Consider the following 26,531-nt stretch of genomic DNA (forward strand, 5'->3'; position numbering starts at 1 on the left):
CGGCCGGATCCCGCAACTTAGTCGGGCAGGATCCTTCTGACCACGGCGTCCGCGAGGAGCCGCCCCTTCAGGGTGAGGACAAGCCGGCCCCGGAAGGCCGCTGCGGGATCCACCAGGCCATCCGCGATCAGCCCGGCGACGGCGTGCCGTCCGGAGGTTCCCAGCTCGGACACCTCGAGTCCGCTGCTCAGCCTGGCCTCCAGCATCACGCGCTCGACGTTCCGGGTCTCGGCGTCGAGCGTTTCCCTGCCGGCTGCCGGCGATGCCCCGGCGGCGAGCCTGCCCGCGTAGGCGGTGGGGTGCTTCACGTTCCACCAGCGGACTCCGCCGACGTGTGAGTGAGCCCCTGGGCCGATGCCCCACCAGTCGTCCCCGCGCCAGTACGCCAGATTGTGCCGGCACGCCTGCTCCGGCGTGCGGGCCCAGTTACTGACCTCGTACCAGTCCAGGCCGGCGGCGGTGATGAGTTCGTCGGCGAGTTCGTACTTGGCCGCGTGGTCGTCGTCGTCGATTCCGGGAACTTCGCCCCGGCGGATCTGGGCGGCCAGCTTGGTGCCGTCCTCCACGATCAGGGCGTAGGCGCTGATGTGGTCGGGCCCGTACGACAAGGCGGTTTCGAGCGAAAACCGCCAGTCCTCGAGGGACTCGCCAGGCGTGCCGTAGATGAGGTCCAGGCTGACCGCGAGGCCGGCGTCACGTGCCCACTGCACCACCTGCGGCACCCTGCTGGGCGTGTGGGTGCGGTCGAGCACCTTCAGAACGTGCGGGACTGCGGACTGCATCCCGAAGGAAACGCGGGTGAAGCCGGCATCAGCCAGCAGCTGCAGCGACTCGGGTGTGACTGAATCAGGGTTGGCTTCGGTGGTGACTTCGGCCCCGGGCGCCAGCCCCCATTGCGCTATTGAGGCGGTGAGGATGCGGGCCAGGTCCTCCGCGGGCAGCAGTGTGGGCGTGCCGCCGCCGAAAAAGACGGTGCCAAGCTGCCGGGCAGGCAGTCCGCTGGCTTGCAGCGCCCTGGCGGCGAACTCCACCTCGGTGATGGCCGTGGAGGCGTAGGCGTCCTGCGATGCCCCGCCGCCGAGCTCGGTCGCGGTGTAGGTGTTGAAGTCGCAGTAGCCGCAGCGGACGGCACAGAAGGGAATGTGGACGTAGAGTCCGAATCCCCGCTGCGCAGCTCCGTCGGCGGCCTGCTCGGGAAGCAGGCCGTCCGACGGCGCCGGGTCGCCCAGCGGTAAAACGCTAGGCACGGGTGCGGCCTCCGGAAGTTCCGGCCACGGTCATCACTACTTCTTGGCCTTGTCCTTGGATTCGTCCGTGGTGAGCGCTGCGATGAAGGCTTCCTGAGGCACTTCCACACGGCCCACCATCTTCATGCGCTTCTTGCCTTCCTTCTGCTTTTCCAGAAGTTTGCGCTTACGGGTGATGTCACCGCCGTAGCACTTGGCAAGGACATCCTTGCGGATGGCGCGGATGCTTTCACGGGCGATGATCCGGGAACCGATGGCCGCTTGGATGGGCACCTCGAACTGCTGCCGGGGAATGAGCTCACGCAGCTTGGTGGTCATCATCACCCCGTAGGCATAGGCCTTGTCCCGGTGGGTGATGGCGCTGAAGGCGTCCACCTGTTCACCCTGGAGCATGATGTCAACCTTCACAAGGTCAGCAACCTGGTCGCCGTCGGCCTTCCAGTCCAGTGAGCCGTAACCACGGGTCTTGGACTTGAGGATGTCGAAGAAGTCGAAGACGATTTCGGCCAGCGGCAGGCGGTACCGGATTTCCACCCGGTCCTCGGAAAGGTAGTCCATGCCGCCCATCACGCCGCGGCGGCTCTGGCACAGCTCCATGATCGCCCCGACGAACTCGTTCGGCGCGAGGATGGTGGCGGACACCATCGGCTCCCGGACCTCGGCGATCTTGCCGGTGGGGTATTCACTGGGGTTGGTGACATGGACAACCTTCTTGTCCTCCAGGGTCACCTCATATTCCACGTTGGGTGCGGTGGAAATCAGGTCCAGCTTGTACTCGCGTTCGAGGCGTTCACGGGTGATTTCCAGGTGAAGCAGGCCAAGGAAGCCGACTCGGAAGCCGAAGCCCAGCGCGGCCGAGGTCTCCGGTTCGTACACCAGCGCGGCGTCGTTGAGCATCAGCTTCTCCAGCGCATCGCGGAGCACCGGGTAGTCCGTGCCGTCCAGCGGATACAGACCGGAGAAGACCATGGGCTTCGCGTCTGCGTAACCCGGGAGGGATTCCGCGGCAGGCTTGGCAAGGTTGGTGACAGTGTCGCCCACCTTGGACAGGCGGACATCCTTCACGCCCGTGATGAGGTAGCCCACTTCGCCGACCCCGAGGCCCTTGGAAGGCGTGGGCTCCGGGGAACTGACACCGATCTCAAGGAGTTCGTGAGTGGCGCGGGTGGACATCATCTGGATGCGTTCGCGAGGGTGCAGCATGCCGTCGACCACGCGGACGTACGTGACAACACCGCGGTACGTGTCGTAGACCGAGTCAAAGATCATGGCGCGGGCGGGCGCGTTCGGGTCACCCACGGGGGCCGGCAGGTCGCGGACGATCTTGTCCAACAAGACCTCGACTCCCATGCCCGTCTTGCCGGAGACACGCAGCACGTCGTCGGGGTCTCCGCCGATCAGGCTGGCAAGTTCCTCCGCGTACTTCTCGGGCTGGGCGGCAGGGAGGTCGATCTTGTTAAGGACCGGAATGATGGTGAGGTTGTTCTCCATCGCCAGGTACAGATTGGCGAGGGTCTGTGCCTCGATGCCCTGGGCCGCGTCAACAAGCAGCACTGCACCTTCGCAGGCGGCAAGCGAGCGGGAGACCTCATAGGTGAAGTCAACGTGCCCGGGAGTGTCGATCATGTTCAGCGCATAGCTGGTGCCTTCAACTTCCCATGGCATGCGGACAGCCTGGGACTTGATGGTGATGCCGCGCTCACGTTCGATATCCATGCGGTCCAGATACTGGGCCTTCATGTCGCGGGACTGAACGACGCCGGTGTACTGCAGCATGCGGTCGGCCAGAGTGGACTTACCGTGGTCAATGTGCGCAATGATGCAGAAGTTCCGGATGATGGCCGGATCTGTTGCGGCGGGCACCGGGGCGGTGCGGGCCATGGGAGACACGCAGGGTCCTTACTGTTGGCATTTCCGCGGCTGTGCTCAAGATGGCCAAGGCCATCGCGCGACCGGCCGCACGTGAACTTCTAGTGTCCCACGTCCAGCCGCCACACAGTGCATTGTTAGCACGACCGGTCCGAGGGAATGCCCCCGGCGGCGTCCGGCGGCACAGTATCGTTGCAGGATGGCTTTCAACCTCCGCTCCCTCGGCAGGGCTGTCCGCACCGCCCTGCGCCTTCTGGAAGGGCGCCCCGCAGCCCCTGGCCCACGCACCGGAACCCGCCCGGCGCCCGCCCGAACAACACCCACGCGGTCCACACAGCCGCGCGACGCCGTCGCCGGTATCAACGGAAACTACCCGGGCGACTTTAGGGGCACCGCGACTATCAAGTACGCCCCCTCCCCCAACGGCAAACCGGAACCGGGCGAAGTCGTGTGGACATGGGTCCCCTATGAAGAGGACCACTCCCAGGGCAAGGACCGGCCGGTCCTCCTGATCGGCAGCCGCGGGTACTTTCTGCTGGGACTGATGCTCACCAGCAAGGACCACGACCGGGACCGCCGCGATGACGCGAACTACGTGGATATCGGCACAGGCAGCTGGGACCGGCAGCGCCGGCCCAGCGAAGCCAAGCTGGACCGCATCATCCAGATCAGCCCGGATGACATCCGCCGGGAAGGCGCAGTCCTGGACCGGAAGCGCTTCGACACCGTCTCGACCGTACTTCGCGAGCTCCACGGCTGGAAATAAGGATCGTCTCACCGAAAATGGCAGGAGGACACCGGCATTGGCGTGCGTCTGCTATTATTGACAGCTGTGTGTCCGTGCAGGTCGACGGCCACTGATGGTTGGCCGCCATAGGTATCCCCACGCCGCTCAGTCAATGGCCAATCTGAAAGCCCTCTAGACCATTTCCGCATTAAAAAGAGAGTTCACACGTGGCTAATATCAAGTCCCAGAAGAAGCGCATCCTCACCAACGAGAAGGCTCGCCTGCGTAACAACGCAGTCAAGTCCGAGCTGAAGACGGCCATCCGCGCCGTCAACACTGCCGTTGAGTCCACCGACAAGGATGCCGCTGCTGCTGCGCTGGTTGCTGCAAGCCGTAAGCTGGATAAGGCTGTCAGCAAGGGCGTTCTTCACAAGAACAACGCTGCAAACCGCAAGTCGGCGATCTCCAAGAAGGTCAACGCACTCTAAGGTTTTCCAGTTCAACTGAACTGATGATCGTGGCCGGCACCCCATACGGGGTGCCGGCCACATCCATTTAAGGACGGCACAGAGCTAGTTGCGGCGGACCGACGTGGCGATGACGGTGACAGCGTGCTCCACCGCATACACCGGATCCCGGGACAGGCCCTTGACCTGCGCGTCCGCCTCGGCAGTTACCTGGATGGAGCGGACCAGGCCGTCCGGAGTCCAGCGGCGGACGTCCCGCTGCGCCTGTTCCACCAACCACGGCTGCATGCCCAGCTGCCGCGCGATCTGGGCAGAGGATCCCTGCGCGCCGGCAACTTTCGCCACGGTGCGAAGTTTGGCGGCCAGGGCAGCCACCAGCGGAACGGGGTCCGCGCCCGTCGCCAGGGCGTGGCGCAGAGTGGAGAGTGCAAGCGGGGCGTTGCCTGCCAGCGCGGCATCGGCGACCTTGAAGGCTGTCGCCTCGATCCGGCCGCCGTAGTAGCGGTCCACCATGTCGGTATCAACGGCTGTGGCAGCGTCGGCGATGAGCTGGCTGCAGGCGGCCGCGAGTTCCGAAAGGTTGGCTCCCACCGCATTGACCAGGGCATGGACGGCTTCCGGCTCGATGCGGCGGGAGGCGGCCCTGAATTCGGCTGTGACGAACGCTGATTTGTCCGCATCCTTCTTCAGCGGCTGGCAATCGACCACCGGCCAACCGGCCGCCTTAATAGCATCGAGCAGCTTCTTGCCCCGGACGCCCCCGCCGTGGCGGACCACCAGGACGGCGTCCGGTTCGGGGTCTGCCAGGTACTTGAGGGCGTCCGCCAGGAAAGCGTCGTTCATCGCTTCCGCGGACTCCACCTCGATCAGCTTGGATTCCCCGAACAGCGACGGGCTGACGTTCATGGCGAGGGAGCCGGGTTCGTAGCTGCCCGCGTTGAGCCTGGTAATTTCAACATCGGGGCGGGCCGCACGGACCTGTGATCTGATGCGGTCCATGGCGCGGATGCCGAGATACTCTTCGGGCCCGCCGATCAGCACCACAAGGGCGGGGGTTACGTCACGCCAGGTGGCCGTCGCCGACGTCGCCGGCTTGGATCGTGCTTTTTGCGCAGCGGCCACTCTTGGTTCCTCCCGGACATCGGATTAATACCTCTAAGACTCCCATGGCAGCGGCGCTCGTCCAAGCCGGCCATGGGTAGCCATAGCTCCAGCAGATCGATGGTCTTTTGGTGTGCCGCCAGAACCAGCCGCCACACCGTCCGCGGGTGCAGAACGGTCCAGAGCAAGACCATGGTGCAGGCCGAGAATGATGCCATGGTGGCTGCGCCGAATACCCCCTCCGGCCACGGCAGGGCGGCCCCGGGGAGGGCAGCGAAAAACCTGGCAACGCCGGCAACTCCGGCAGAGAAGACCCCCGCCACCGCGATGGGAACGGCAGCTATCCACGGGGCAAATGGCACCACCGGGACTGCGGCGGTGCCGAGGATGGTGACCGGTGCCACCAGCGGCGCAGCCACCATGTTTGCCAGCAGTGCGTAGGACGAGAACTGCGGCTGCAACAGGACTATCACCGGGCCGCAGAAGAGCTGTGCGGAGAGCGGAACGGCCAGGCCGGCGGCCAGCCAGCGCGGAACAACGGGCGGCAGCCATTCCATCATCCGCGGGCCGGCAACCACGATGCCGAGCGTTGCCAGAACGGACAGGAGGAAGCTGAAACTGGTCCCCAGTGCCGGATCCGCCATGAGGAGTCCGATCACCGCGAGGCTGAGGAAACTGAGTCCGCGTCCGGTCCGGCCCCCGGACAGGGACACCAGTCCGATCGCTCCCATGAGCGCGGCGCGGAGGACGCTGGCGTCCGGGCCCACCATCAGGACGAACAGTGCCAGGCCGGCGAGGGCGGCTGCGGCAGCGGAAGCCCTCGGTAGGCGAACAGTCCGGGCTGCCAGCAGGAGAGCCCCCAGGATGAGGCTGCAGTTTGCCCCGCTGACAGCCGTCAAGTGGGTCATTCCCACGGTTTTCATGGCACTTTCGAGCTGTTCATCGAGGAAGGTCGTGTCACCCGTGACCATTCCCGGCAGCAGGCCGCGGGCATCCCCGCCGATCCATTCCGCTGCGGCAGCGAACCCGCTACGCAGGACGCCGGGCCCCTCCTGCAACACCGAGGCAGCAACCGTGGTGGCCGGGCCCGTGGTGGCTGACAGGGTGCCCGCCTGCGTTTGGCCGTCTTCGGCCGGCCTCAGCTTTCCCGTCGTCCGGATCCGCTCGCCGGGGACCACGTGCTGCCACTCTGCTCCGCCCACAATCAGCAGGCGGGCCTCGCCCCTGATAAGGGCGCCCTTGGCAATGATCCCGAACGCCGTGGCCTGGACCGCCCACCGGCCCGACCCGGCCCGGCCGGGAACCTTGAGCTGGCGCGGAGTCCCGGTGATTTCCGCCTCAACCACCACGGCAGCGCCGGCCCTCACGGCACCGGCCACAGGCCCGTCATGCTTCTGCGAGGCGGCAATCGCCGAATGGGACGCGACCGCTGCCGACAGCAGCAGACCGACAGCGAGGGTCGTCAGGAAACTGCGTGCGGCCGGCCCGGACCCGGGGGCGCGGACGCGCCTGCGGCGGATCGCAACGAGCAGCACCGCGGCCGCCAGGAGAAATCCCCCGATCAGGACACTGAGAGCCGGCAGCGGCAACCAGACGCCCGCGACGGCGGCCGCCCAGGCGAGGAGGACGGGAGGCGCCAACCGCAGGTCGGTCCGGCGCCGCGGCCTGTCGGCCGTTCCGGACGCAGCGGCCTTTCGCGAGCTGCCCGCCTTTTCCTCGGGCCTCGGAAGCAGCCGGCCGGCGAGCATTCCGCGCAATCCTGTCGACGTCCGCGGAAGGATGCCCTTGATCCCGGCGGCGCGGACTGCCGGTCCCGCCTGGGCTGCAGCCATCGAGTCCCGGGTAGCGTCCGGTGGCAGCGGTTGGGCTGCGTGCTGCTCACCCCGGACTGCGGCTTCGACGAAACGGTGCCACGGGCTGGGCCTGCCCATCTCAGGAAATCCGCACGAGTGGCAGCAGCGTTTCCAGCATCTTGGGCCCTACGCCGTCCACGGCGTCGAGTTCTTCAACCGAACTGAACCGCCCATGTTCCTTGCGCCAGTCCACGATGCGCTGGGCCAGGACGGGTCCCACCCGGGGCAGTGCCCCCAGTTCCTCCACGGTTGCCGTGTTCAGATCGATTTTGGCACTGTCCGCTCCGGGTTCGCCGGCCCCTGTTCCGGACCCGCCTCCGCCGGGCCCGGTTTCGCTGGCTGCAGTCCCGGGGGAATCCACCGGATCGCCGAGCTGCGGAACATGGATCTTCTGGCCGTCGGTCAGGAGAGCAGCCAGGTTCAAGCGGTTGAGGTCCGCTCCGGGCCCGCTGCCACCCGCCGCGGCGATCGCCTCGTGGATCCTGCTCCCCGGCGGCAGTTCCACCACGCCTGCCCTGTTCACCGCCCCCGCGACGTGGACCACGATCTTCGCACCGGATGCGGCATCCCTGGCCTCCTCCGCTGCCGGGCCACCGGACTCCGCGGGCGGCTCGGCGCCCGGCCCTGCTTCCGGCTGCCCGCGCGCCTCCGGGCTGCTGACGTCGCTCAGGGGCACCACGCGGGGACGGCTGACTGCAACGTCCCACCAGAACCAGCCGCCCAGCAGGAGACTCAGGATGCCCAGCACTACCGCAACGCGCAGCCCTGTACGCCATCTGAAGTTCGCCGGGGCCAGGGTCCCGTGGCCGGAAGACGCGTCGATGCCTCCCGGAGCCGGCTGCGCACCGCCGTCGTAAGTAAAGGGCTGACTCCCGGCAGGTCCGGCCACCTGCTGCAAGAGTCCCGTCAACCCCGTTTTGCCCGTCCCCGCCGCATTGCCGTCGTCACCGGCATTATGGTCCTCACCGGTGCCTGCCGGGCTGAGGGAAGCCGTCAGCCGCAGCCGTGCACGGGTGGCCGCGGCAGGTGCTCGCGCTTCCGCGTTCCGGCGTGACATACAGCCCACGCTAGAAGCACAAGCCCGGGAGAAACAGCGGGAACGGCCGTATGTGGAAAGCACAGAGCGCCAGGGGTCTTCGGCGGGCGCGCCGGACTTTAACCATTCACTGGAGTTATTGACCGCGGAGGCCGCCCGGGCCTACGATTTTGCCCTGCCCCCGAAAATCGGCGGCAGTTCCGAGCGATGGGGGCGGTCATGGTGTCGAAAAAGTCTGTGCTCTTTTCCGGATGCGGCGTGGGTTTGGTGCTGGCGTTTGCGGCCGGGGCGGCGCCAGCCGGAGCGGCCAGCAGCGACGGCACGCAATTCACCGAAACCTCCACGTGCATCACGGATGAAGTCTCAGGGTGGACGTTCTGCCAGACGGGCTCGGAACGGCACATCGAGGTGCGGACGCCAAGCGGAGTCGCTGTCTTCCAGGGAAGCGGCCAGGTCAGCGCCACCCAGGTCTCCCCCGACGGCGACACCATCACAGTGGACAATACGCACACGTTCGTCAGCGTGTTTTCCTACTACGAAAGCCCCTGGTCCTTCGACCCGAACGTCATCAAGACCGGCGCAACCAGCGTCTACACCTTCCCCGACGGCGCCACATGCACCTTCGTGTCGGACAGCATCAGCGTCCTCGAGGATAGCCGCTACAACCGCGACACGGTGACCTGCAGCCCCTGAAGAGGGCAGTATAGGCAGGCTATTTCTGGTAGGTGATGTATGCCTCGTACTGGACCCGCCAGGAGTCCGGGGCTTTCGGATCGGGAACGGTCGTGGTCAGGAACTGGACGCTTGTCACCTGGCCTTTGAGATATTTCAGCCAGTTGGTCACTTCCTCCGACACGTCTTTGTCGAACTGGGCAACATGGTGCACCTGCATTGTCATGGGAGCCTCCTTGCTCGGCGGAGAGCTTGCTCGGTGGGGAGACTGTACTACCGGCGCAGCTATTGGACCAGAGCGGGTTCCTTCTGCGGCGTGCTGCTCTCCCCCACAATCACGGCGAGAACGCCCAGCCCGGCGTGGGCGGCGAGGACGGCCGGCAGCGAACTGATCTGGGCCGGTGGCACGCCCGGGAGCGCGGCCGCAAGCCTGTCCGCCAGCTCCGCGGCTTCCCCGGGGTTGCCGAAGTGGTGCACGGCCAGGCGGGCCTGGCCGGATGGCCGTCCCGCGGCATCGGCAACCACGATTTCCTCGAGCCGCGCCACAGCCCGCACGGCGGACCTGACCTTCTCCAGCGGAATGATCTTCCCGTCTTCGACGGCGAGGATCGGCTTGATGGCAAACATGGTCCCCCAGAGGGACGCCGCCGCTCCGATCCGGCCTCCGCGGCGCAGCTGCTCCAGGCTGGGGACGTAGAAATACACCTTCGTGCGGGCCAGCCGTTCTTCGGCAAAGGTGCGCACGTCGGCCGCCACCCGGCCATCGGCAGCCGCGACCACCGCGCTCTGCACGCCCATGCCCAGCGCCATGCCCACGGTTTTCGAGTCGACCACTTCCACGGGGATGTCCACGCGTGATGCGGCGAGCCTGGCGGAGTCTGCAGTGCCGGACAGCGCTCCGGAGATGTGCACGGAGACCACCGCTTCGAAGCCGCGGCGCTTCGCCGCCAGATAGGCCTGCTCGAACTGGCCGGGCGACGGCCGTGACGTCTTGACCGGCGTGCCCGTGGCCAGCGCCACGGCAATGGTCTCGGTGATGTCGTCTTCGCCTTCGCCGTAGATCTCCGGCCCCACCATCACGGGCATGGGAACCACGGTCAGCCGCCCGTCGGCGGCGAAGTCCCTGACCCAGTCGGCGGGAAGGGCGGCGGCCGAATCGGTGACCACCGCGGTGCGCACGACGACGGCCGGCACCACTGCTTCCGGCGCAGCTCCCGTTCGGGAAGACTGCCGCAGGCGGATCAGCCGTTCCTTCAGCCACGGCCAGCCGGCCGGTTCACGGTCGTTCACGGCGTCCCCCTGCTGTTCCGGCCAAACGTGGTGACCGGCCGCCGGCATGCCGGCGGCCGGTGTCCCGGCTACGCCGGGACGATGTTGACCAGTTTAGGGGCTCGCACGATGACCGTGCGGATACCCCGCCCGTCGAGGGCGCGCTGGACGTTCTCCGACGCGAGGGCCAGTTCCCGCAGCTTGTCCTCGCCGATCTCCGGCGAGACCTCGAGGCGGTCGCGGACCTTGCCCTGGACCTGGACTACAGCGGTGACGGTCTCCTGGACCAGGAGTGCTTCATCGTGGGCGGGCCAGCCGGCGTTCGCCACCGACGCGGGGTGCCCCAGGACGTTCCACATGTCCTCGGCCGTATACGGCGCGAAGAGGCTGAGGATGACGGCGACGGCTTCCGCTGCTTCGCGGACAGCGGGATCCGCCCCGCCGGCGCCGGCATCGATGGTCTTGCGGGTCGCGTTGACCAGCTCCATCAGCTTGGCCACCACCACGTTGAACTTGTTGCTGTCCAGGAGCGTGGCGGAATCAGCAATCGTGCGGTGCGTGACGGACCGCAGGGCACGGTCTCCCTGTCCGGCGTCCGCGCCGGGCGCGCTGGTGACGTCCTGCGCCAGGCGCCAGGCCCGGGCCAGGAACTTCGCAGAGCCCGACGGCGAAACGTCCGCCCAGTCGACGTCGTCCTCCGGCGGGGAGGCGAAGATCATGGTGAGGCGCACGGCGTCCACGCCGAACTTGTCCAGCTGCTCGCCGAGGTCAACACCGTTGCCCAGGGACTTGCTCATGGCCTTGCCCCCGTTGAGGACCTGGCCCTGGTTGAGCAGTGCGCTGAACGGCTCGTCGGCGTCGATCATGCCCAGGTCGTGGATGACCTTAGTGAAGAACCGCGCGTACAACAGGTGCAGGATGGCGTGCTCCACGCCGCCCACGTACTGCCCCACGGGCATCCAGTCGTTGATTTTCTCCGGATCGAACGGACCCTCGGTGTACTGCGGGGAAACGAACCGCAGGAAGTACCAGGAGGAGTCAACGAACGTGTCCATGGTGTCCGTGTCGCGCTTGGCAGGACCGTGGCAGTTGGGGCACTCAACATTGACCCAGGCTTCGGCGGCGGCCAGCGGCGACGTGCCCTTCGGGGACAGGTCCTCGCCGCGCAGGTCGGCCGGAAGGGTGACGGGCAGCTGCTCGTCGGGAACAGGAACCTCGCCGCAGGCAGGGCAGTGGATGATCGGGATGGGCGTGCCCCAGAAGCGCTGGCGGCTAAGCAGCCAGTCACGCAGACGGAAGTTGACGAACTTTTCGCCCGTGCCCTGCTTCTCCAGCATGGCGATCGCTGCCGGGATGGCTTCAGACTTGGGCAGGCCGTCAAGGTTGCCGGAGTTGATCAGCGTGCCCTCGCCCGCGGTGGCCGTTCCCGTCACTGCAGGGTCGTCCTCCCCTGTGTCCAGCACGGCGCGGACGGGCAGGTCGAAGGTTTTGGCAAAGTCGAGGTCGCGCTGGTCGTGAGCCGGGACCGCCATGATGGCGCCCGTACCGTAGTCTGCCAGCACGTAGTCAGCGGCCCAGACCGGCAGCTTCTCGCCGTTCAGCGGGTTGACGGCGTACCGGCCGGTGAACACGCCGGTCTTCTCGCGCTCCGTGGACTGGCGTTCGATCTCGGACAGTACTTTGACCTGCTCGCGGTAGGCGTCCAGGGCTGCGGCGTGCTCGTCCGTGACCAGTTCCACTGCCAGCGGCGCATCGGCCGCGACCACAAAGAACGTGGCGCCGTACAGCGTGTCAGGTCGGGTGGTGAAGACCGTGACATCCTTGGCGGGCTTGCGGCCGTCGGCTTCAATGACGAAGTTGACGTGGGCACCTTCGGACCGGCCGATCCAGTTCTTCTGCATCGCCAGGACGCGCTCAGGCCAGTGGCCGCGCAGTTCGTCCATGTCATCCAGCAGGCGGTCGGCGTAGTCGGTGATCTTGAAGTACCACTGGTTCAGCGACTTCTTGGTCACGGCGGTGCCGCACCGTTCGCAGGCACCGTTGACCACCTGCTCGTTGGCCAGCACAGTCTGGTCCTTGGGGCACCAGTTGACGGGTGAATCCTTGCGGTACGCCAGGCCGCGTTCGTAGAAGCGCTTGAACAGCCACTGGGTCCAGCGGTAGTACTCGGGATCCGAAGTGTGCAGGCGCCGCGACCAGTCCGCCGAGATGGCGTAGCGCTTGAAGGACGCCGCCTGGGTGTCGATGTTGGCGTAGGTCCACTCGCTGGGGTGTGCATTGCGCTTGATGGCGGCGTTCTCGGCCGGCAGGCCGAAGGAGTCCCAGCCGATCGGGTGCAGGACGTCGAAGCCCTTCTGCCGCAGGTACCGTGCCACGACGTCGCCCATGGCAAACGCTTCAGCGTGGCCCATGTGCAGGTCACCTGACGGGTAGGGGAACATGTCGAGGACGTAGCGGCGCTCGCGCGAGCCGTCATCGACCGGTGTGAACACCTTGAGGTCTTCCCACACCTGCGGCCACTTGGCCTCCATCGCGGCAAAGCTGTAGGTGCCCTCCTCGGGGCCTTCCGTCGCGACTGCTGCTGTTCCGGTCTCTGTCTCCGGCTGAACGCTCACTGCTGCCCTCTTCTGTTCTGTACCGCTTTTCGTACGGCCACGGCGTGCTGTCCCGCCCCGGCCCCCTGATCCCCTGCTTGCGGGCCGGGAGATACCCCAGACACACAAAAGCCCCTCGACATGGAGGGGCGGCCGCTCGGCAATCCGTATTTGGTCGGGATACCGGGCGGCTAGCTAAGCAGAAGGATCGCACGCATAGAACTACTTTAGCGCACCCTCACCCTGCGCTAAACGTAAGTCGCCACGAGCGGCTGAAGTAGGCAAGTGTGCGAAGAGGGGGGCCGGTGACTCCCCGCCATGGTGTGGTGGGCACCGCGAAGCGGGCGGGCGGGAGTCACCGGCCCCTCTCTCATTTCAACTCACGCCTACTTCACGTCCTCGTCGACCCAGTCCATGGACTTCGTAACGGCCTTCTTCCAGAGGCGCATCTGGCGGTCCCGCTCGGCCTCGTCCATCTGCGGTTCCCAGCGCTTGTCCTCGGACCAGTTGGCCGAGCACTCCCCCAGGTCCTTCCAGAAGCCGACGGCCAGGCCGGCTGCGTAGGCGGCACCGAGGGCCGTGGTCTCCACGACCTTCGGCCGGATCACCGGAACGCCCAGAATGTCCGCCTGGAACTGCATCAGGGCGTCATTGGCAACCATGCCGCCGTCGACCTTCAACTCCGTCAGCGGAACACCGGAGTCCGCGTTGACGGCGTCGAGCACCTCACGGGTCTGGAAGGCCGTGGCCTCCAGGGCCGCACGGGCGATGTGGTTCCTGTTCACGAAGCGGGTCAGGCCAACGATGGCGCCGCGGGCGTCGGACCGCCAGTAAGGTGCGAACAGTCCGGAGAACGCCGGCACGATGTAGACCCCGCCGTTGTCCTTGACGGCGGCCGCCAGCGTCTCCACTTCCGGGGCGCTGCTGATCAGGCCGAGGTTGTCGCGCAGCCACTGGATGAGGGATCCGGTGACGGCGATGGAGCCTTCCAGCGCGTAGTGCGGAGCCGCGTCCCCTAGCTTGTAGCCCACGGTGGTCAGCAGGCCGTTCTTGGAGTGGACAATCTCCTCGCCGGTGTTGAAGATCAGGAAGCAGCCCGTCCCGTACGTGTTCTTGGCTTCGCCGGCATCAAATGCCGCCTGGCCGAACGTGGCTGCCTGCTGGTCGCCGAGGATGCCGGCAACCGGCACTTCCCGGAGCAACTGGGAGGTGTGGACGGTGCCGTAGACCTCGGAGGAAGACTTGATGGCGGGCATCATGGAGGCGGGAACACCGAAGGCGTCCAGGATCTCCTGGTCCCAGGACAGCGTGTCCAGGTCCATGAACATGGTCCGGGAGGCGTTGGTGACGTCCGTGACGTGCACGCCGCCATCCACTCCGCCGGTGAGGTTCCACAGAACCCAGCAGTCAGTATTGCCAAAGACCAGGTCGCCGGCTTCGGCTTTGGCGCGGGCGCCTTCCACGTTGTCCAGGATCCACTTGATCTTGGTGCCGGAGAAGTACGTGGCCAGCGGCAGGCCCACCTTCTGCTTGAAACGCTCCGGTCCACCGTCCTTGGCCAGTTCATCCACGATGTCCTGGGTCCGGGTGTCCTGCCAGACGATGGCGTTGTAGATCGCCTTGCCCGTTGTCTTGTCCCACACGACCGCGGTTTCGCGCTGGTTGGTGATGCCGACGGCGGCGATGTCGTGCCGCGTCAGGTTCGCCTTGGACAGTGCGGAGGCAATGACTTCGCGGGTGTTGTTCCAGATTTCGGCGGGGTCGTGCTCCACCCAGCCGGCCTGCGGGAAGATCTGCTCGTGTTCCATCTGCCCGGAGGAGACGATGCTGCCGCTGTGGTCGAAGACGATGGCGCGCGTGCTGGTGGTGCCCTGGTCGATGGCGATTACGTACTGGTTCATGTTGACGTCCTTGTCTGTTGTCTGAAGGGCTTGGTCTGGGTTTTGGTCCGCAGGGCGGGAATCAGGAGGCTGCCGCGGCGATGATCGGGACCACTGCCGCCACGGCACCGGCGAGGCTGCCGCCTACCAGTGGCCCGACAACCGGGATCCACGAGTAGCTCCAGTCGCTGGAGCCCTTGCCCTTGATGGGGAGCAGGGCGTGCGCGACACGGGGGCCAAGGTCACGGGCGGGGTTGATGGCGTAGCCGGTGGGTCCGCCGAGGGACACGCCGATGCCGACAACCAGCAGGGCCACAGCGAGCGGGCCCAGGCCGGAGGGGGTGCCGCCGAACGTCAGGATGACGAAGACGAGCACGAACGTGCCGATGATCTCGGTGATCAGGTTCCAGGGGGTGGAGCGGATGGCGGGGCCGGTGGAGAACACGGCGAGCTTGCTGGCGGGCGCCGGTTCGGCGTCAAAGTGCTGCTTGTGGGCCAGCCACATGACTACTGCGCCCAGGAACGCACCGAGGAATTCACCGCCGAAGTAGGTCAGCGTGGATGCGAAGTCGACGCTGACGCCGGGAGCATACTCCGCCTTTCCGTTGACCAGCAGGCCAAGGGTCACGGCCGGGTTGAGGTGCGCGCCGGATCTGGCGGCGACGTACACGCCGGCGAAGACTGCGATGCCCCACCCCCATGTGACCATCAAGAATCCGCCGTTGTTGCCCTTGGTGCCTTTGAGCGCGACGTTTGCCACGACGCCGCAACCCAGCAGGGTAAGCATCGCGGTTCCGAATACTTCGGAAAGGAAAACTATTCCAAGAGACATCTTTGACTCCTCTATTTTCTGTTGTCAGCCCCTCGCGAGTTTGAGGGGCTGTGGGGCCGGCATCGTTTGTTGCGATGCCGGCCGGCCGCTGCGCCGGTGCTCCTCCAGCGGAACCGCGCAGCCCTTGCGCCCGGGCATCGCCGCCCGGGCACGCAAGCTTTCTAAGCGACCAGGCTGTGGACCTGGACGCCGTGGAAGCGTTCAAGCACCTCCTGGGCATGATGGATTTCGGCTGTCTTGGCGGCGGCGTCCCAGCCCAGCGGACCAGCAAGGACCTCCGCGACCTCGTTGAGGAGCTCACCGGTCACCAGCCCGCGGAAGGCCAGGGACGTGCGCCGGATCAAGATATCGACGAGATGTCCCACCTGTTCGTTCCGCGCCATGAACTCCAGTTCGCGGACGCTGAGTTCCCGGGTGGAGTGCAGGGGCCGGTCCGGTCCGGCGTCGAGGTAGTGCAGGACCTCTTCGGCGCGGGTTCCGTAACGGGTCAGCAGTCCGGAGATCCGGTCGGCGTCGCGGCCGGCGGACATATGCGCCTTGATCCACTGCTGGATCCCTGCGTCGGTGTCCGGGAATCCGGCCCCGCCGCCGATGGCGAGCTTCGCCGTCGAAACCTTCCGCTCCAGGCCCAGTTCCTTAAGCACGTCATTCGTGAGGTGTTCGGCCAGCGCCCGGAACGTGGTCCATTTGCCGCCCACCAAACTGAGTACGACGGCGCCGCTGGCTGACATTGCCTGTCCGCCGGACACCGCTTCCTGCCCGCCGGCCCTGCGTTCGATCCGGTAGTCGCGGCTGACGAAGCCGGGCTGGGTGGCGTCGTGCTTCGGCAGCGGGCGGACGCCGGCGAAGGTGTAGACGATCTGGTCCCTGTTCACGGCAACGTCCGGGAAGACGTGGCCGATCAGGTCGAAGAAGTAGTCGATCTCGGCGTCGGTGCAGACGGCGTCTTCGGCCATGTCCGCGTCCACGTCGGTGGTGCCCACGAGGACGCGGTCGCCCATCGGATAGATGAGGACGATCCGCCCGTCGGTGTGTTCGAAGAAGATTTCACGGCCGTTGCAGGCTTCGAGGAGCTCGGGGTGGTCCAGCACGATGTGTGAGCCCTTGGTGCCGCCCATGAAGGTGGACGCGGCGCCCATGGCCTGGTTGGTCAGGTCCACCCAGGCGCCCGTGGTGTTCACGATAACGTCCGCCGTGAAGTCAAAGACCTCACCAGTGAGCTCGTCGCGCAACTGGACTGTGCTACCGCCGGTGGGCCCCGTCGGGTTCCCTGCTCCGCCCATGGACAGGAGCGAAAGGTAGTTGCTGGCCCGCGCATCGCTGTGGCCGCTGGCGCCGGCCTTCTCGCCGTCCTGGAGTACATCGAGGGTGAGGCGCTCGGGGTTGTGGACCGATGCGTCGAAGTAGGTGGCCGCGTACTTGATGCCCGGGTGGAGCCGCGGCAACTCCGCCAGGGCCCGCGTCCGGCCGCGGAACTGGTGACGCGGAACCGTGCCGCCGTCGCGTGAGAAGAAGTCGTACATGCTGAGGCCGAGCTTGATCAGGAAGGCACCGCGTTCTTTGGGTTTGCCCTGCTGCTTGTGGGTCAGGAACCGCAGCGGCGCGGACAGTACACCAGAGAAGGTGCTGAAGATGGGGATGGTGGTCTGGAGCGGCTTGACGTAGTGGGGAGCGATACGCAGGAGCCTGTTGCGTTCTACGACGGACTCCTGGACCAGCCGGAACTCACCGTTCTCCAGGTACCGGATCCCGCCGTGGATCATGTGCGACGACGCACCGCTGGCCCCCTGGCAGTAATCACCCCGTTCAACGAGCGCAACGTCGACGCCCTGCAGTGCCAGGTCACGGAACGTGCCGACTCCGTTGATCCCGCCGCCGATGATCAGGACTTGTGCGCGGGGCCGCCGGCGCAGGCTCTGCACTGATGACCGCTGGCGGCTGGAAGCCGGATGGCCGGATGAATCGTTGGTTCCCAAATCTGCTCCTTTGGGTTTGGTCCTGTGCGGCGCGCCTCACAGCGCGGCGCCGTTCACCACTATTGTTTGGAGTAATGGAAAATGGAGTCAAGCACTATGCACAAACGTGCAGAACGGAAGCCCGATGCCGCGTTCACGCCACTCAGAAGCCCTCAGGGCTGCACAACTGTATTACCTCCAGGACCTGACCATGGACGCCATAGCCAGGGAACTCCGGACCTCAAGATCCACGGTTTCACGGCTTCTTTCGGCTGCCCGGGAGACCGGGCTGGTCCAGATCCAGATCCGCAATCCGCTCGACACCGGCCCGGAACTGGAGAACATGATCCGGGCCCAATACCGGGTGGATGTCCACGTTGTTCCGGTGGTGGACACCCTGAATGAGGCGGAGACCCTTGACAGGGTAGCCATGCAGGCCGCAAGGACCATCGGCCCGCTGGTTGACTCCAACGCCATCATCGGAGTCGCCTGGGGCTCCACGCTCAGCGCCGTGAGCCGGCACCTCACCCGGAAGATCACCCATGACAGCGTGATCGTCCAGCTCAACGGCGCCGGCAACATGCAGACCACCGGCATCACCTACGCGAGTGACATCATGCGCAGGTTCGGCAGCGCCTACGGTGCACGCGTTGAACAGTTTCCCGTTCCGGCCTTCTTTGACCATGCGGCCACCAAGACCGCCATGTGGAATGAACGCAGCGTCCAGCGCATCCTGGAACTGCAGTCGCGCATGAGCATCGCCATCTTCGGCGTGGGATCCGTGGACGCCGACTACCCTAGCCACGTGTACGCCGGCGGCTACCTCGACGAAAGCGACCTGAACATCCTGGCCACCTCGGACGTGGTGGGGGACGTAGCCACGGTGTTCTTCCGGGGCGACGGGTCCTCCGACGGCATCACGCTCAACGAAAGGTCCACCGGCCCTGCGCTGGCGCAGTTGCGGCAGGTCCGGCGGCGCATCTGCGTCGTTTCGGGTGCTTCGAAAATCAACGGGCTGCGCGGCGCCCTCGCCGCAGGGCTTGCCACGGACCTGATCCTCGATGAGGCCACGGCACGGCGCCTGGTGAGTACTGACGGGCTGTCCTGACCCCGGCCGCCAGCCACGCCCGGCCTGTCCAGGGGAGGAAGGCGGTGCCGAGTCGGTAGAGTCAGTGCTATGAAAAATTCGCCCCGGCTGAGCCTTAATAACGGTGTGCTGATCGACCAATTGGGCTTCGGGCTCTACAAAGTTCCGCCGGCTGACGCTGCCGGCCTGGTGACCATGGCGCTGGAGGCCGGTTACCGCCACTTCGATACCGCCGCCATGTACGGGAACGAAACCGGGGTGGGCAAGGCCATTGGCGGGCTCTCCGGCTTTGCCGGAGGCGGTCCGGCCGGAGGCTCCGGCGAGGCCGCACCCTCCCTCTCCCGTGAGGACCTCTTCGTCACCACGAAGGTGTGGAACGACGACCATGGTTACGACGCAACGATGCGGGCCTTCGACACGTCCATGTTCAACCTGGGGATGGAGTACGTTGACCTGTACCTCATCCATTGGCCATGCGCCGGCCGCGGGCTCTTCACGGAAAGCTACCGGGCCATGGAGACGCTTTACCGCGAAGGCAGGATCCGGGCCATAGGCGTGTCCAACTTCCAGCCCGCCCATCTTGAGCGCCTCCTGGAAACCGCCGAGGTGGTCCCCGCCGTGAACCAGATTGAGCTCCACCCCTGGCTGCAGCAGGAGGAACTCCGCCAGCTGCACTCCCGGCTCGGGATCCGCACCGAGGCCTGGAGCCCGCTCGGCCGGGGCAAGGTACTGGAGGATCCGGTGGTCCTGGAACTGGCGGCCGTGCACCGCCGGACCGCGGCCCAGATCATCCTGCGCTGGCACGTCCAGCTGGGCAACGTGGTGATCCCGAAGGCCAGCTCCTACACCCGGATCCGCGAAAACCTGAACGTCTTCGGCTTTGCGTTGAATGACCAGGACATGGCCGCACTGGCCGCCCTGGAACGCGGCCAGCGGACAGGTTCCCACCCGGACGACGTCAACTAGGATTCAACAGCATGGAACAAGTGGACACCGGACCGGCGCAGGCCCCGCCCCTCTTCAGCGGGCAACTCGATGACAGGACGCAGGCCGCCAGTGTGGACCTGCACGGCTGCAACGTGGACTACTGGGTCTACGAACCGCTCAGCGTGACGGCTGAGACGAGGACCATCCTGGTGATCCATGGCTTCCGCGGCGACCATCACGGCCTGCTCCGGGTCGCGGACCAGCTCCCGGACATGCGGCTCATCATGCCGGACCTGCCCGGGTTCGGCAGTTCGGACGCCTTCACGGACGGCGAACACAGCGTCGGGCGGTACGGGCAGTTCATCAGCGACTTCATGGCGGCCGTGGGCCTCGGTCCTGACACGGTGCTGCTGGGACATTCCTTCGGATCCATTATTGCCGGCCATTTCGTGGCGGCGAACCCAGGTGCGGTGTACCCGCTGATCCTCATCAACCCCATCGCGGCGCCGGCACTGGAGGGACCCAAGGGCGTCATGACCAAGCTTGCCGTCCTCTACTACGAGGCCTCCGCCAGGCTGCCCCGCACGCTCGGCCTTTACCTCCTTCGCAGCCGGCTGATCGTGAGAGTCATGAGCGTGGCCATGGCCAAGACCAGGGACAAACGGCTCCTGAGCTTCATCCACGGGCAGCACAGTGCTTACTTCTCCGCATTCGCCAACCGGGACAGCCTGCTCGAATCCTTCAAGGCATCCGTCGGGAGCAACGTGTCCGAAGTTGCCGCTGACCTGGCACTGCCGGTACTGCTGGTTGCCGGCGAGAAGGACGAGATCGCGATGCTTCCGGACCAGCACAAGCTGAAGGCGCTGCTGCCGGACGGCACCCTGGAGGTCATTCCCGGCGTGGGGCACCTCATCCATTACGAGACACCCGAACCGGCCGCCGGCTACATCAGACGCTTCCTGAAGGACCATCCCGCGTGAAAATCATCATCGACGCCCGCTTCACCCGACTGGACCACCACGACGGCATCAGCAGGTACGGCGCCAGCCTGATCGCGGCCACGGCCAAAATTGCCGACGTCTCAATGCTCATCAGCGACCCGAGGCAGCTGGCACTGCTCCCGGATGTGCCTTACACGCTGATCAACAGCCCGCTCTCCCCCGCGGAACTGTTCGTGGCTGCCAAAGTCAACAAGCTGGGCGCCGACGTCGTGGTCTGCCCGATGCAGACCATGGGGACGCTCGGCCGGAAATACGCCCTGGTGCTGACGCTTCACGACCTGATCTACTATGAGCACCCTGCCCCGCCGGGCTTCCTGCCGGCGCCTGTCCGCGTGCTCTGGCGCCTCTACCACAAGGCGTACTGGCCGCAGCGGATGCTCCTGAACCGGGCGGACGTGGTGGCCACCATCAGCCACACAACCGAAGCCCTGATCGCAAAGCACCGCCTCACCCGCCGGCCGGTCCGGATTGTGGGAAACGCCCCGCAGCACGGCCACACACCGCGCGACCCCGGAGCCGGCGCTGACCGGACCCTCCTCTACATGGGCTCGTTCATGCCGTACAAGAACGTGGAAACCATGGTGCGCGGGATGGCCGAACTGCCCGACATGACGCTCCACCTCCTCAGCCGCATCACGCCGCAGCGCAGGGCGGAACTCGAAGCCCTGGTGCCGCCTGGCGCCGACGTTGTGTTCCACAACGGCGTCACGGACGCTGAATACGAGGAATTCCTGGCCCGGACCACGGCCCTGATCAGCCTTTCGCGTGCGGAGGGTTACGGACTCCCGCTCGTGGAGGCGATGTCCCACGGCACACCCGTGATCGCCAGCGACATCCCTATTTTCCGTGAAGTGGGGCACGACGCCGTGAGCTATGTCCATCCGGATTCCCCGTCCGAGTTCGCCGAAGCTGTTCGGAGGCTGGAGGAGCCGGAAGTATGGAAGGCGCTGTCCCGCCGTTCCGTGGAACGGGCAGCGGAGTTCAGCTGGGACCACTCCGCGCGGCAACTCGTGCAGCTGGCCGGGGAAGCCGCCGGAATCAACCGGCGCTGAGGCCCGGCCGCCGGGGCTCCTCCGGTACACAGGACGTCTTACAGGACGTCCACGCCGTCGAGCCTCAGCTGGACGGGATCATCGCTGCGCCGCGCGGCCGCCGCCGCCTTGACCGCCCGCATCACGCGCGTCGCCTCGGCCGCCTGGGCATACGGAATGAACAGCAGGGTCCGGACGTCCTCGCCGGCGTCCCGCCGGGGCGCCCGCGCGTCAGTCAGCACCAGGGGCGCCGGCCCGGCGGCCCGAAGGTGGATGCCCTGTCTGGCCAACTGCTGATCAATCGCTTCGGTAAAGTGCACGACGGCGGTCCGGCCGCCGGTTACGGAGGCAATCCTGACAGCCGGGGGCAGCTGGAGTTCCTGCCGCAGTGCGAGCTCGCGCCGGGCGTACCCTCCGGCGTCCCAGCGAAGCAGCGCACCGACTCCGGCGGTGTCGTCGGCAGTGATCACCACCAGCCCGCCCTCGCGGGCGGGCCTGACGAGCGCTGCGGCGTTGAACCAGCGCCGGACGGCGTCCTCCCCCGCGCGGAGATTTTCGCGGCGGAGCAACGAGTCTCCGTCCAGGAGCAGCGCTGCGGCATAACCCCCGGCTGCCACCGGTTCCGCTCCAATCGTGGCCACGACGAGGGACTTTGTGTCCGGGACAGTGGCTTTGACGTGGTCCCCCGACGAAGTGACCACGGGCTTGCCGGGAAACGCCCGGCCCAGTTCCTCCGCGGTGCGCATCACCCCGGTGGCGGACCGGCGCAGCCTGGGGCTGGTGCAGTGGCTGCAACGCCAGTCCGGAGCGGAAGCGGAACACCAGCGGCAGTGCGGCACGGCCGGGCTGCCGGCGGCACCGGCAACAGCGAGGGGTCCACTGCACGCAGGGCACCGGGCCGGTTCCCGGCAGGAATCACAAACCAGCGACGGCGCATAGCCGGACCGGGCCACCTGTACCAGCACCGGACCGCGCTCCAGGCCTTCCTTGGCGGCGCGCCAGGCCGCCCCCGGCAGCCTGGCGATCCGGGCAAGGGGGTCGCGTTCCTGTTCGAAGCTGTCCGCCGTATTGACCACGCGCGGCACGGTGCGGCGCACTTCCTGCCGGCCGGCTTCCACTGGCCGGGCCCAGCCCGCCTCCACCAGTCGCTCGAGTTCGGTGCTGCGCGTGTGTGCGGCCAGCAGGCACGCCGCACGTTCCTGGTCCGCCCGCAGGAGGAGGACGTCGCGGGTATGGGCATAGGGCGACCGCTGTTCGATATGGAGGTCGTCGCCGTCGTCCCAGCACACCACAAGGCCCAGGTTATGCACGGGAGCGTAGGCCGCCGAGCGGGTACCGACCACCACCCCGGCGCTGCCGGTGAGCACACGGAGGTAATTGCGGTAGCGGGGCGTCGGACCGTCGTCCGCGGTAAGCCTGGCGATGTCTTCGCGTGGAAGGAGCACGGCCAGCGCCTCCTCGACGCGGTCCAGGTCGCGGTAATCCGGAACCACCACCACCGCACCCCGGCCCGAGGCCCGGACGCCCGCCACGGCCTCGGCAATGAGGGCGGGCCAGCCGGCCGGCCCGAAGCCCTGCAGGGCGCTCAACACGGCCCGCGGCGACTCGCCGGCCCGAAGGTGCTGCATGAATGCCGCTCCGCTGACGTACTTAGACCAGTTCCCGGGCGCCTGGTCCCGGTCCGTTGCGGGACCCTGATACGCCGCAGGCCCCGGGTCAGTTGCGGGAACCGGCTCGGCCCCGGCGCCGGAAACGGCCGGGCTTCCCGGGAGTGTGCCCTCTGCGGCGAGTTCCTTCTCGAGCCGGGCCACCCGCGGGGGAATGGCCACGCGCAGCACGTCGCTGATGGTGCCGGCATAGCGGGCGGCAACCTTCCCGGCAAGGTCGGCCAGTCCCGGAGTGAGCACCCGGACAGGCGAAACCACCTTGTGGAGCGGAACGAGCGTGTGCCCGGCGTCGGATTCGGCTATCCGGTCCAGGATGTAGCCGCCGAGTTCCTGCCCGTTGAATTTGACCTTGACGCGCACCCCCGGCTGCGCGGCGTCGTCGAACGCGGCGGGCACGCTGTAGTCAAAGGGCCTGTCCAGGTGCGGCAGCGAGGATTCGATGAGCACCCGGGCGACGGGCAGCGACGGGGCGAGGGCAGGACCGCCGGGCATTTGCGGGCGGCCGGCCGGGAAGCCCTGCAGCAGGGACAGCTGGAGCGGCTCGTCGGTGGCCGAAGTGTCGCCGGGAAAGGAAGCGATGGGACCAACCTCCGTTCAGCATCCTGCCAGTTGTGGCGCCAGTGGTTCCGTTGCCTTGAATGAAGCGCCATCAGCCGGAAAGCACTGTAGCAGGGCCGCCCGGACGGGGGCCCTGCTACAGCCAAACACATGGCACCGACAGTAATCGGTTCTAGGCGTTAAAGAACGCCTTGAGGTCGTCCACGCGGTCAAGCCGTTCCCAGGTGAAGTCGGGATCGTCGCGGCCGAAGTGTCCGTGCGCCGCGGTCTTGGCGTAGATGGGCCGCTTGAGGTCCAGTGCGTCGATGATGGCGCGGGGACGGAGGTCGAAGATCTCCGAAATCGCTGCGCTGATGCGGTCCGGATCCACGGTCTCGGTGCCGAAGGTCTCCACGTAGGTGCCCACGGGGCGTGCCTGGCCGATGGCGTAGGCGATCTGGATTTCGGCCCGCTTGGCAAGTCCTGCGGCAACCACGTTCTTGGCCACCCAGCGCATGGCGTAGGCCGCCGAGCGGTCAACCTTGGACGGATCCTTGCCCGAGAAGGCACCGCCGCCGTGGCGGGCCATGCCGCCGTAGGTGTCCACGATAATCTTGCGGCCGGTCAGGCCGGCGTCGCCCACGGGTCCGCCGATCACGAACGCACCGGCAGGGTTAAGGATGTTGCGGGTACGGGAGATGTCCAGGTTGGCCGCCGCCAGCACGGGATTGATCACGTGGGTGGCGAGGTCGGCGCGCAACTGCTCCAGGCTGGCACCTTCCGCGTGCTGGCTGGAGATCACGATGGTTTCGACAGAGACGGGCCGGTCACGGTCGTAGCCGATGGTGGCCTGGGTCTTGCCGTCCGGGCGGAGGTAGGGAAGCTCGCCGTTCTTGCGCACTTCGGTAAGCCGTTCAGAAAGGCGGTGCGCGATCCAGATCGGCACCGGCATGTAGGACGGCGTCTCATCGCTGGCGTAGCCGAACATGAGGCCCTGGTCCCCGGCCCCCTGGAGGTCGTAGTCGTCTTCCTGGCGGCCTTCACGGGCCTCCAGGGAATTGAACACGCCGCCGGCGATGTCGTTGGACTGCTGGCCGATGGACACGGAGACACCGCAGCGGGCACCGTCGAACCCGTTGGCGGAGGAGTCGTAGCCGATCCCCAGGATGGTCTCGCGAACGATCTGCGGAATTTCCACGTAAGCGTCGGTGGTGACTTCACCCGCAACGTGAACCAGCCCGGTGGTGGCCAGCGTCTCAACGGCCACGCGCGACTCGGGGTCCTTCGCCAGCAGGGCATCCAGGATTGCATCGCTGATCTGGTCGCAGATCTTATCCGGATGGCCTTCAGTCACGGACTCCGACGTGAAGAGGCGAAGGGATGGCGGCGTCGCGCCATGGGAAGCGGGAATGTGCAGCGGTAAAGTCACTCAACTACCTTACTGGTTGGGGATCGGTCAGGCCTCAGCATGTGTCCCCCTGCTAAGGAGGCCTTGCACACGCCGGGCCCTCAGGCTCTTGGAAAAACGCGGCTCAACTCGGAGCTGATGCGGTCAATAACGGCGGCCGCAACATCGTCCTTCGAACCGGATGCCGCTTGTGGTTCGGAGCCGGAGCGGGAAAGGATGACCACCGAGTTGTTGTCCTGTCCGAACACCAGGCCCTCACCTACGTGGTTGACAACCAGCAGGTCGCAGCCTTTCTTGCGCAGTTTGGCTTCGGCGTGGGCCAGCACGTCCCCGTCGGCGTCGCCGGTTTCCGCGGCAAAACCCACGATCAGCTGACCGGGCCTGGTCGCCCCGCGCACCTCCACGAGTTCCTGCAGGATGTCCGGGTTGCGGAGCAGGTTGATCACCGGGTCGGCGGTATCGTCACGCTTCTTGATCTTGGTGTCCGACACCTCAGCGGGCCGGAAGTCCGCAACAGCGGCGGCCATGATGACGACGTCGGAATCGGCTGCCGCGCGCAGCGCCGCTTCCCGGAGCTGCAGTGCCGTTTCCACGCGGACCACCTCGACGCCGTCGGGAGCTGGCACGTCCATGTGGGCCGCCAGCAGCCGGACGCTCGCGCCGGCGTCGCGGGCCGCCACGGCAAGCGCAACCCCCTGTTTGCCGGACGAGCGGTTGCCGAGGAACCGGACCGGGTCCAGCGGTTCGCGCGTGCCGCCTGCACTGATGGTGACGGTGCGCCCGGCCAGCGGTAGCTGCCCGGCGATTCCGCCGTCCTGCATCAGGGCCATGGCGGCTGAGAAGATGGCCTCAGGTTCGGGCAGCCGGCCCGGACCCGAATCGGAGCCGGTGAGCCGGCCGCTCGCAGGTTCAAGGACGGTGACACCACGCCGGCGCAGCGTTTCCACGTTGGCCTGGGTGGCGGCGTGCAGCCACATTTCGGTGTGCATGGCCGGTGCCATCAGCACGGGACCGCTGGCCATCAGCAGTGTGTTGGTCAGGAGGTCGTTGGCATGGCCGCCGGCGGCACGGGCCAGGAGGTCGGCTGTAGCCGGAGCCACCACGATCAAATCCGCTTCATGCCCCAGACGAACATGGTTTACCGACGGAACGTCGTCGAAGACGCTGTTGCTGACGGGGTTCCCGGACAGGGCCTCCCACGTGGCGACCCCGACAAAGCGGTTGGCCGCCTCCGTGGGAATCACCGTGACGTTGTGTCCGGCTTCAGTAAAAAGCCGGAGGAGCGATGCCACCTTGTAGGCGGCAATCCCTCCCCCGACTCCGAGGACTATGCGCACGTGACCTCCGTCAACAGGCAGTCTTTGTATGTAC

At 66.6% G+C, this 26,531-nt stretch carries 21 protein-coding genes; 7 read left to right on the forward strand and 14 right to left on the reverse strand.

Annotated elements, in window-relative coordinates; genetic code table 11:
• Nucleotides 1–17: 17 nt before the first annotated feature.
• Nucleotides 18–1,247: a radical SAM family heme chaperone HemW gene (hemW, locus tag Q8Z05_RS19285; RefSeq protein WP_305941159.1), complete on the reverse strand. Its 1,230-nt coding sequence runs from the start codon at nt 1,245–1,247 to the stop codon at nt 18–20.
• A gap of 36 nt (nt 1,248–1,283) precedes the next feature.
• Entirely contained in the window at nt 1,284–3,137 is a 1,854-nt protein-coding gene (gene lepA / locus Q8Z05_RS19290) for a translation elongation factor 4 (RefSeq protein WP_305941160.1), read from the reverse strand.
• A 178-nt stretch (nt 3,138–3,315) separates the two neighbouring features.
• On the opposite strand from lepA, the gene Q8Z05_RS19295 reads away from it, so the two are divergent.
• Nucleotides 3,316–3,882, forward strand: a complete 567-nt coding sequence (locus tag Q8Z05_RS19295; RefSeq protein WP_305941161.1) for a type II toxin-antitoxin system PemK/MazF family toxin — start codon at nt 3,316–3,318, stop codon at nt 3,880–3,882.
• 188 nt (nt 3,883–4,070) lie between these two features.
• Complete coding sequence (rpsT, locus tag Q8Z05_RS19300; protein WP_011692086.1) at nt 4,071–4,331, forward strand: 30S ribosomal protein S20; 261 nt, start codon at nt 4,071–4,073, stop codon at nt 4,329–4,331.
• Nucleotides 4,332–4,415: 84 nt separating this feature from the next.
• Here rpsT and holA read toward each other — a convergent pair whose 3' ends face one another.
• Genes holA through Q8Z05_RS19315 form a run of 3 tightly spaced genes read right to left on the reverse strand, consistent with a single transcriptional unit; the run spans nt 4,416 to nt 8,321 of the window.
• Nucleotides 4,416–5,432 carry a DNA polymerase III subunit delta gene (gene holA, locus Q8Z05_RS19305; protein ID WP_305941162.1) on the reverse strand — a complete coding sequence of 339 codons (1,017 nt, stop codon included), beginning with the start codon at nt 5,430–5,432 and terminating at the stop codon, nt 4,416–4,418.
• Nucleotides 5,366–7,342 carry a ComEC/Rec2 family competence protein gene (locus Q8Z05_RS19310; protein WP_305941163.1) on the reverse strand — a complete coding sequence of 659 codons (1,977 nt, stop codon included), beginning with the start codon at nt 7,340–7,342 and terminating at the stop codon, nt 5,366–5,368. Before Q8Z05_RS19310 ends, holA begins: the two co-directional genes overlap by 67 nt.
• Before the next feature lies 1 nt (nt 7,343).
• Nucleotides 7,344–8,321: a ComEA family DNA-binding protein gene (locus tag Q8Z05_RS19315; RefSeq protein ID WP_305941164.1), complete on the reverse strand. Its 978-nt coding sequence runs from the start codon at nt 8,319–8,321 to the stop codon at nt 7,344–7,346.
• 198 nt (nt 8,322–8,519) lie between these two features.
• On the opposite strand from Q8Z05_RS19315, the gene Q8Z05_RS19320 reads away from it, so the two are divergent.
• Nucleotides 8,520–8,993 (forward strand): hypothetical protein, encoded by a 474-nt coding sequence (locus Q8Z05_RS19320; protein ID WP_305941165.1) that lies wholly within the window; start codon nt 8,520–8,522, stop codon nt 8,991–8,993.
• A gap of 19 nt (nt 8,994–9,012) precedes the next feature.
• Here Q8Z05_RS19320 and Q8Z05_RS19325 read toward each other — a convergent pair whose 3' ends face one another.
• From Q8Z05_RS19325 to Q8Z05_RS19350, 6 genes are all read right to left on the reverse strand, one after another.
• Nucleotides 9,013–9,198 (reverse strand): hypothetical protein, encoded by a 186-nt coding sequence (locus tag Q8Z05_RS19325; protein WP_305941166.1) that lies wholly within the window; start codon nt 9,196–9,198, stop codon nt 9,013–9,015.
• Between the two features lie 59 nt (nt 9,199–9,257).
• Complete coding sequence (locus tag Q8Z05_RS19330; protein ID WP_305941167.1) at nt 9,258–10,262, reverse strand: DegV family protein; 1,005 nt, start codon at nt 10,260–10,262, stop codon at nt 9,258–9,260.
• A 68-nt stretch (nt 10,263–10,330) separates the two neighbouring features.
• Complete coding sequence (gene leuS / locus Q8Z05_RS19335; protein ID WP_305941168.1) at nt 10,331–12,856, reverse strand: leucine--tRNA ligase; 2,526 nt, start codon at nt 12,854–12,856, stop codon at nt 10,331–10,333.
• A 365-nt stretch (nt 12,857–13,221) separates the two neighbouring features.
• Nucleotides 13,222–14,736 carry a glycerol kinase GlpK gene (gene glpK, locus Q8Z05_RS19340; RefSeq protein WP_305941169.1) on the reverse strand — a complete coding sequence of 505 codons (1,515 nt, stop codon included), beginning with the start codon at nt 14,734–14,736 and terminating at the stop codon, nt 13,222–13,224.
• A gap of 61 nt (nt 14,737–14,797) precedes the next feature.
• Nucleotides 14,798–15,547, reverse strand: coding sequence for an MIP/aquaporin family protein (locus Q8Z05_RS19345; protein ID WP_305941170.1), 750 nt, complete (start codon nt 15,545–15,547; stop codon nt 14,798–14,800).
• 161 nt (nt 15,548–15,708) lie between these two features.
• The gene (locus tag Q8Z05_RS19350) at nt 15,709–17,523 is read right to left on the reverse strand and encodes a glycerol-3-phosphate dehydrogenase/oxidase (protein ID WP_305941171.1); all 1,815 of its coding nucleotides are present in this window, start codon (nt 17,521–17,523) and stop codon (nt 15,709–15,711) included.
• A gap of 124 nt (nt 17,524–17,647) precedes the next feature.
• On the opposite strand from Q8Z05_RS19350, the gene Q8Z05_RS19355 reads away from it, so the two are divergent.
• From Q8Z05_RS19355 to Q8Z05_RS19370, 4 genes are all read left to right on the forward strand, one after another.
• Nucleotides 17,648–18,610, forward strand: coding sequence for a sugar-binding transcriptional regulator (locus Q8Z05_RS19355; protein WP_305941172.1), 963 nt, complete (start codon nt 17,648–17,650; stop codon nt 18,608–18,610).
• A gap of 69 nt (nt 18,611–18,679) precedes the next feature.
• Entirely contained in the window at nt 18,680–19,555 is an 876-nt protein-coding gene (locus Q8Z05_RS19360) for an aldo/keto reductase (RefSeq protein ID WP_305941173.1), read from the forward strand.
• Between the two features lie 11 nt (nt 19,556–19,566).
• Nucleotides 19,567–20,496 (forward strand): alpha/beta fold hydrolase, encoded by a 930-nt coding sequence (locus Q8Z05_RS19365; RefSeq protein ID WP_305941174.1) that lies wholly within the window; start codon nt 19,567–19,569, stop codon nt 20,494–20,496.
• Entirely contained in the window at nt 20,493–21,569 is a 1,077-nt protein-coding gene (locus tag Q8Z05_RS19370) for a glycosyltransferase family 4 protein (protein ID WP_305941175.1), read from the forward strand. The genes Q8Z05_RS19365 and Q8Z05_RS19370 overlap by 4 nt, the downstream gene beginning before the upstream one ends.
• Before the next feature lie 38 nt (nt 21,570–21,607).
• Here the strand turns inward: Q8Z05_RS19370 and Q8Z05_RS19375 are convergent, their stop codons facing one another.
• The 3 genes from Q8Z05_RS19375 to coaBC form a co-directional block, all read right to left on the reverse strand.
• Nucleotides 21,608–23,707, reverse strand: coding sequence for a primosomal protein N' (locus tag Q8Z05_RS19375; protein ID WP_305941176.1), 2,100 nt, complete (start codon nt 23,705–23,707; stop codon nt 21,608–21,610).
• Between the two features lie 238 nt (nt 23,708–23,945).
• Nucleotides 23,946–25,181: a methionine adenosyltransferase gene (metK, locus tag Q8Z05_RS19380; protein ID WP_305941177.1), complete on the reverse strand. Its 1,236-nt coding sequence runs from the start codon at nt 25,179–25,181 to the stop codon at nt 23,946–23,948.
• Between the two features lie 80 nt (nt 25,182–25,261).
• A complete protein-coding gene (gene coaBC, locus Q8Z05_RS19385; RefSeq protein ID WP_305941178.1) occupies nt 25,262–26,497 on the reverse strand; it encodes a bifunctional phosphopantothenoylcysteine decarboxylase/phosphopantothenate--cysteine ligase CoaBC in 1,236 nt (411 codons plus the stop codon).
• Between the last annotated feature and the right edge of the window lie 34 nt (nt 26,498–26,531).

The sequence above is a fragment of the Arthrobacter oryzae genome (assembly GCF_030718995.1).
In the GTDB taxonomy this organism is placed as follows: Bacteria; Actinomycetota; Actinomycetes; order Actinomycetales; family Micrococcaceae; genus Arthrobacter; species Arthrobacter oryzae_C.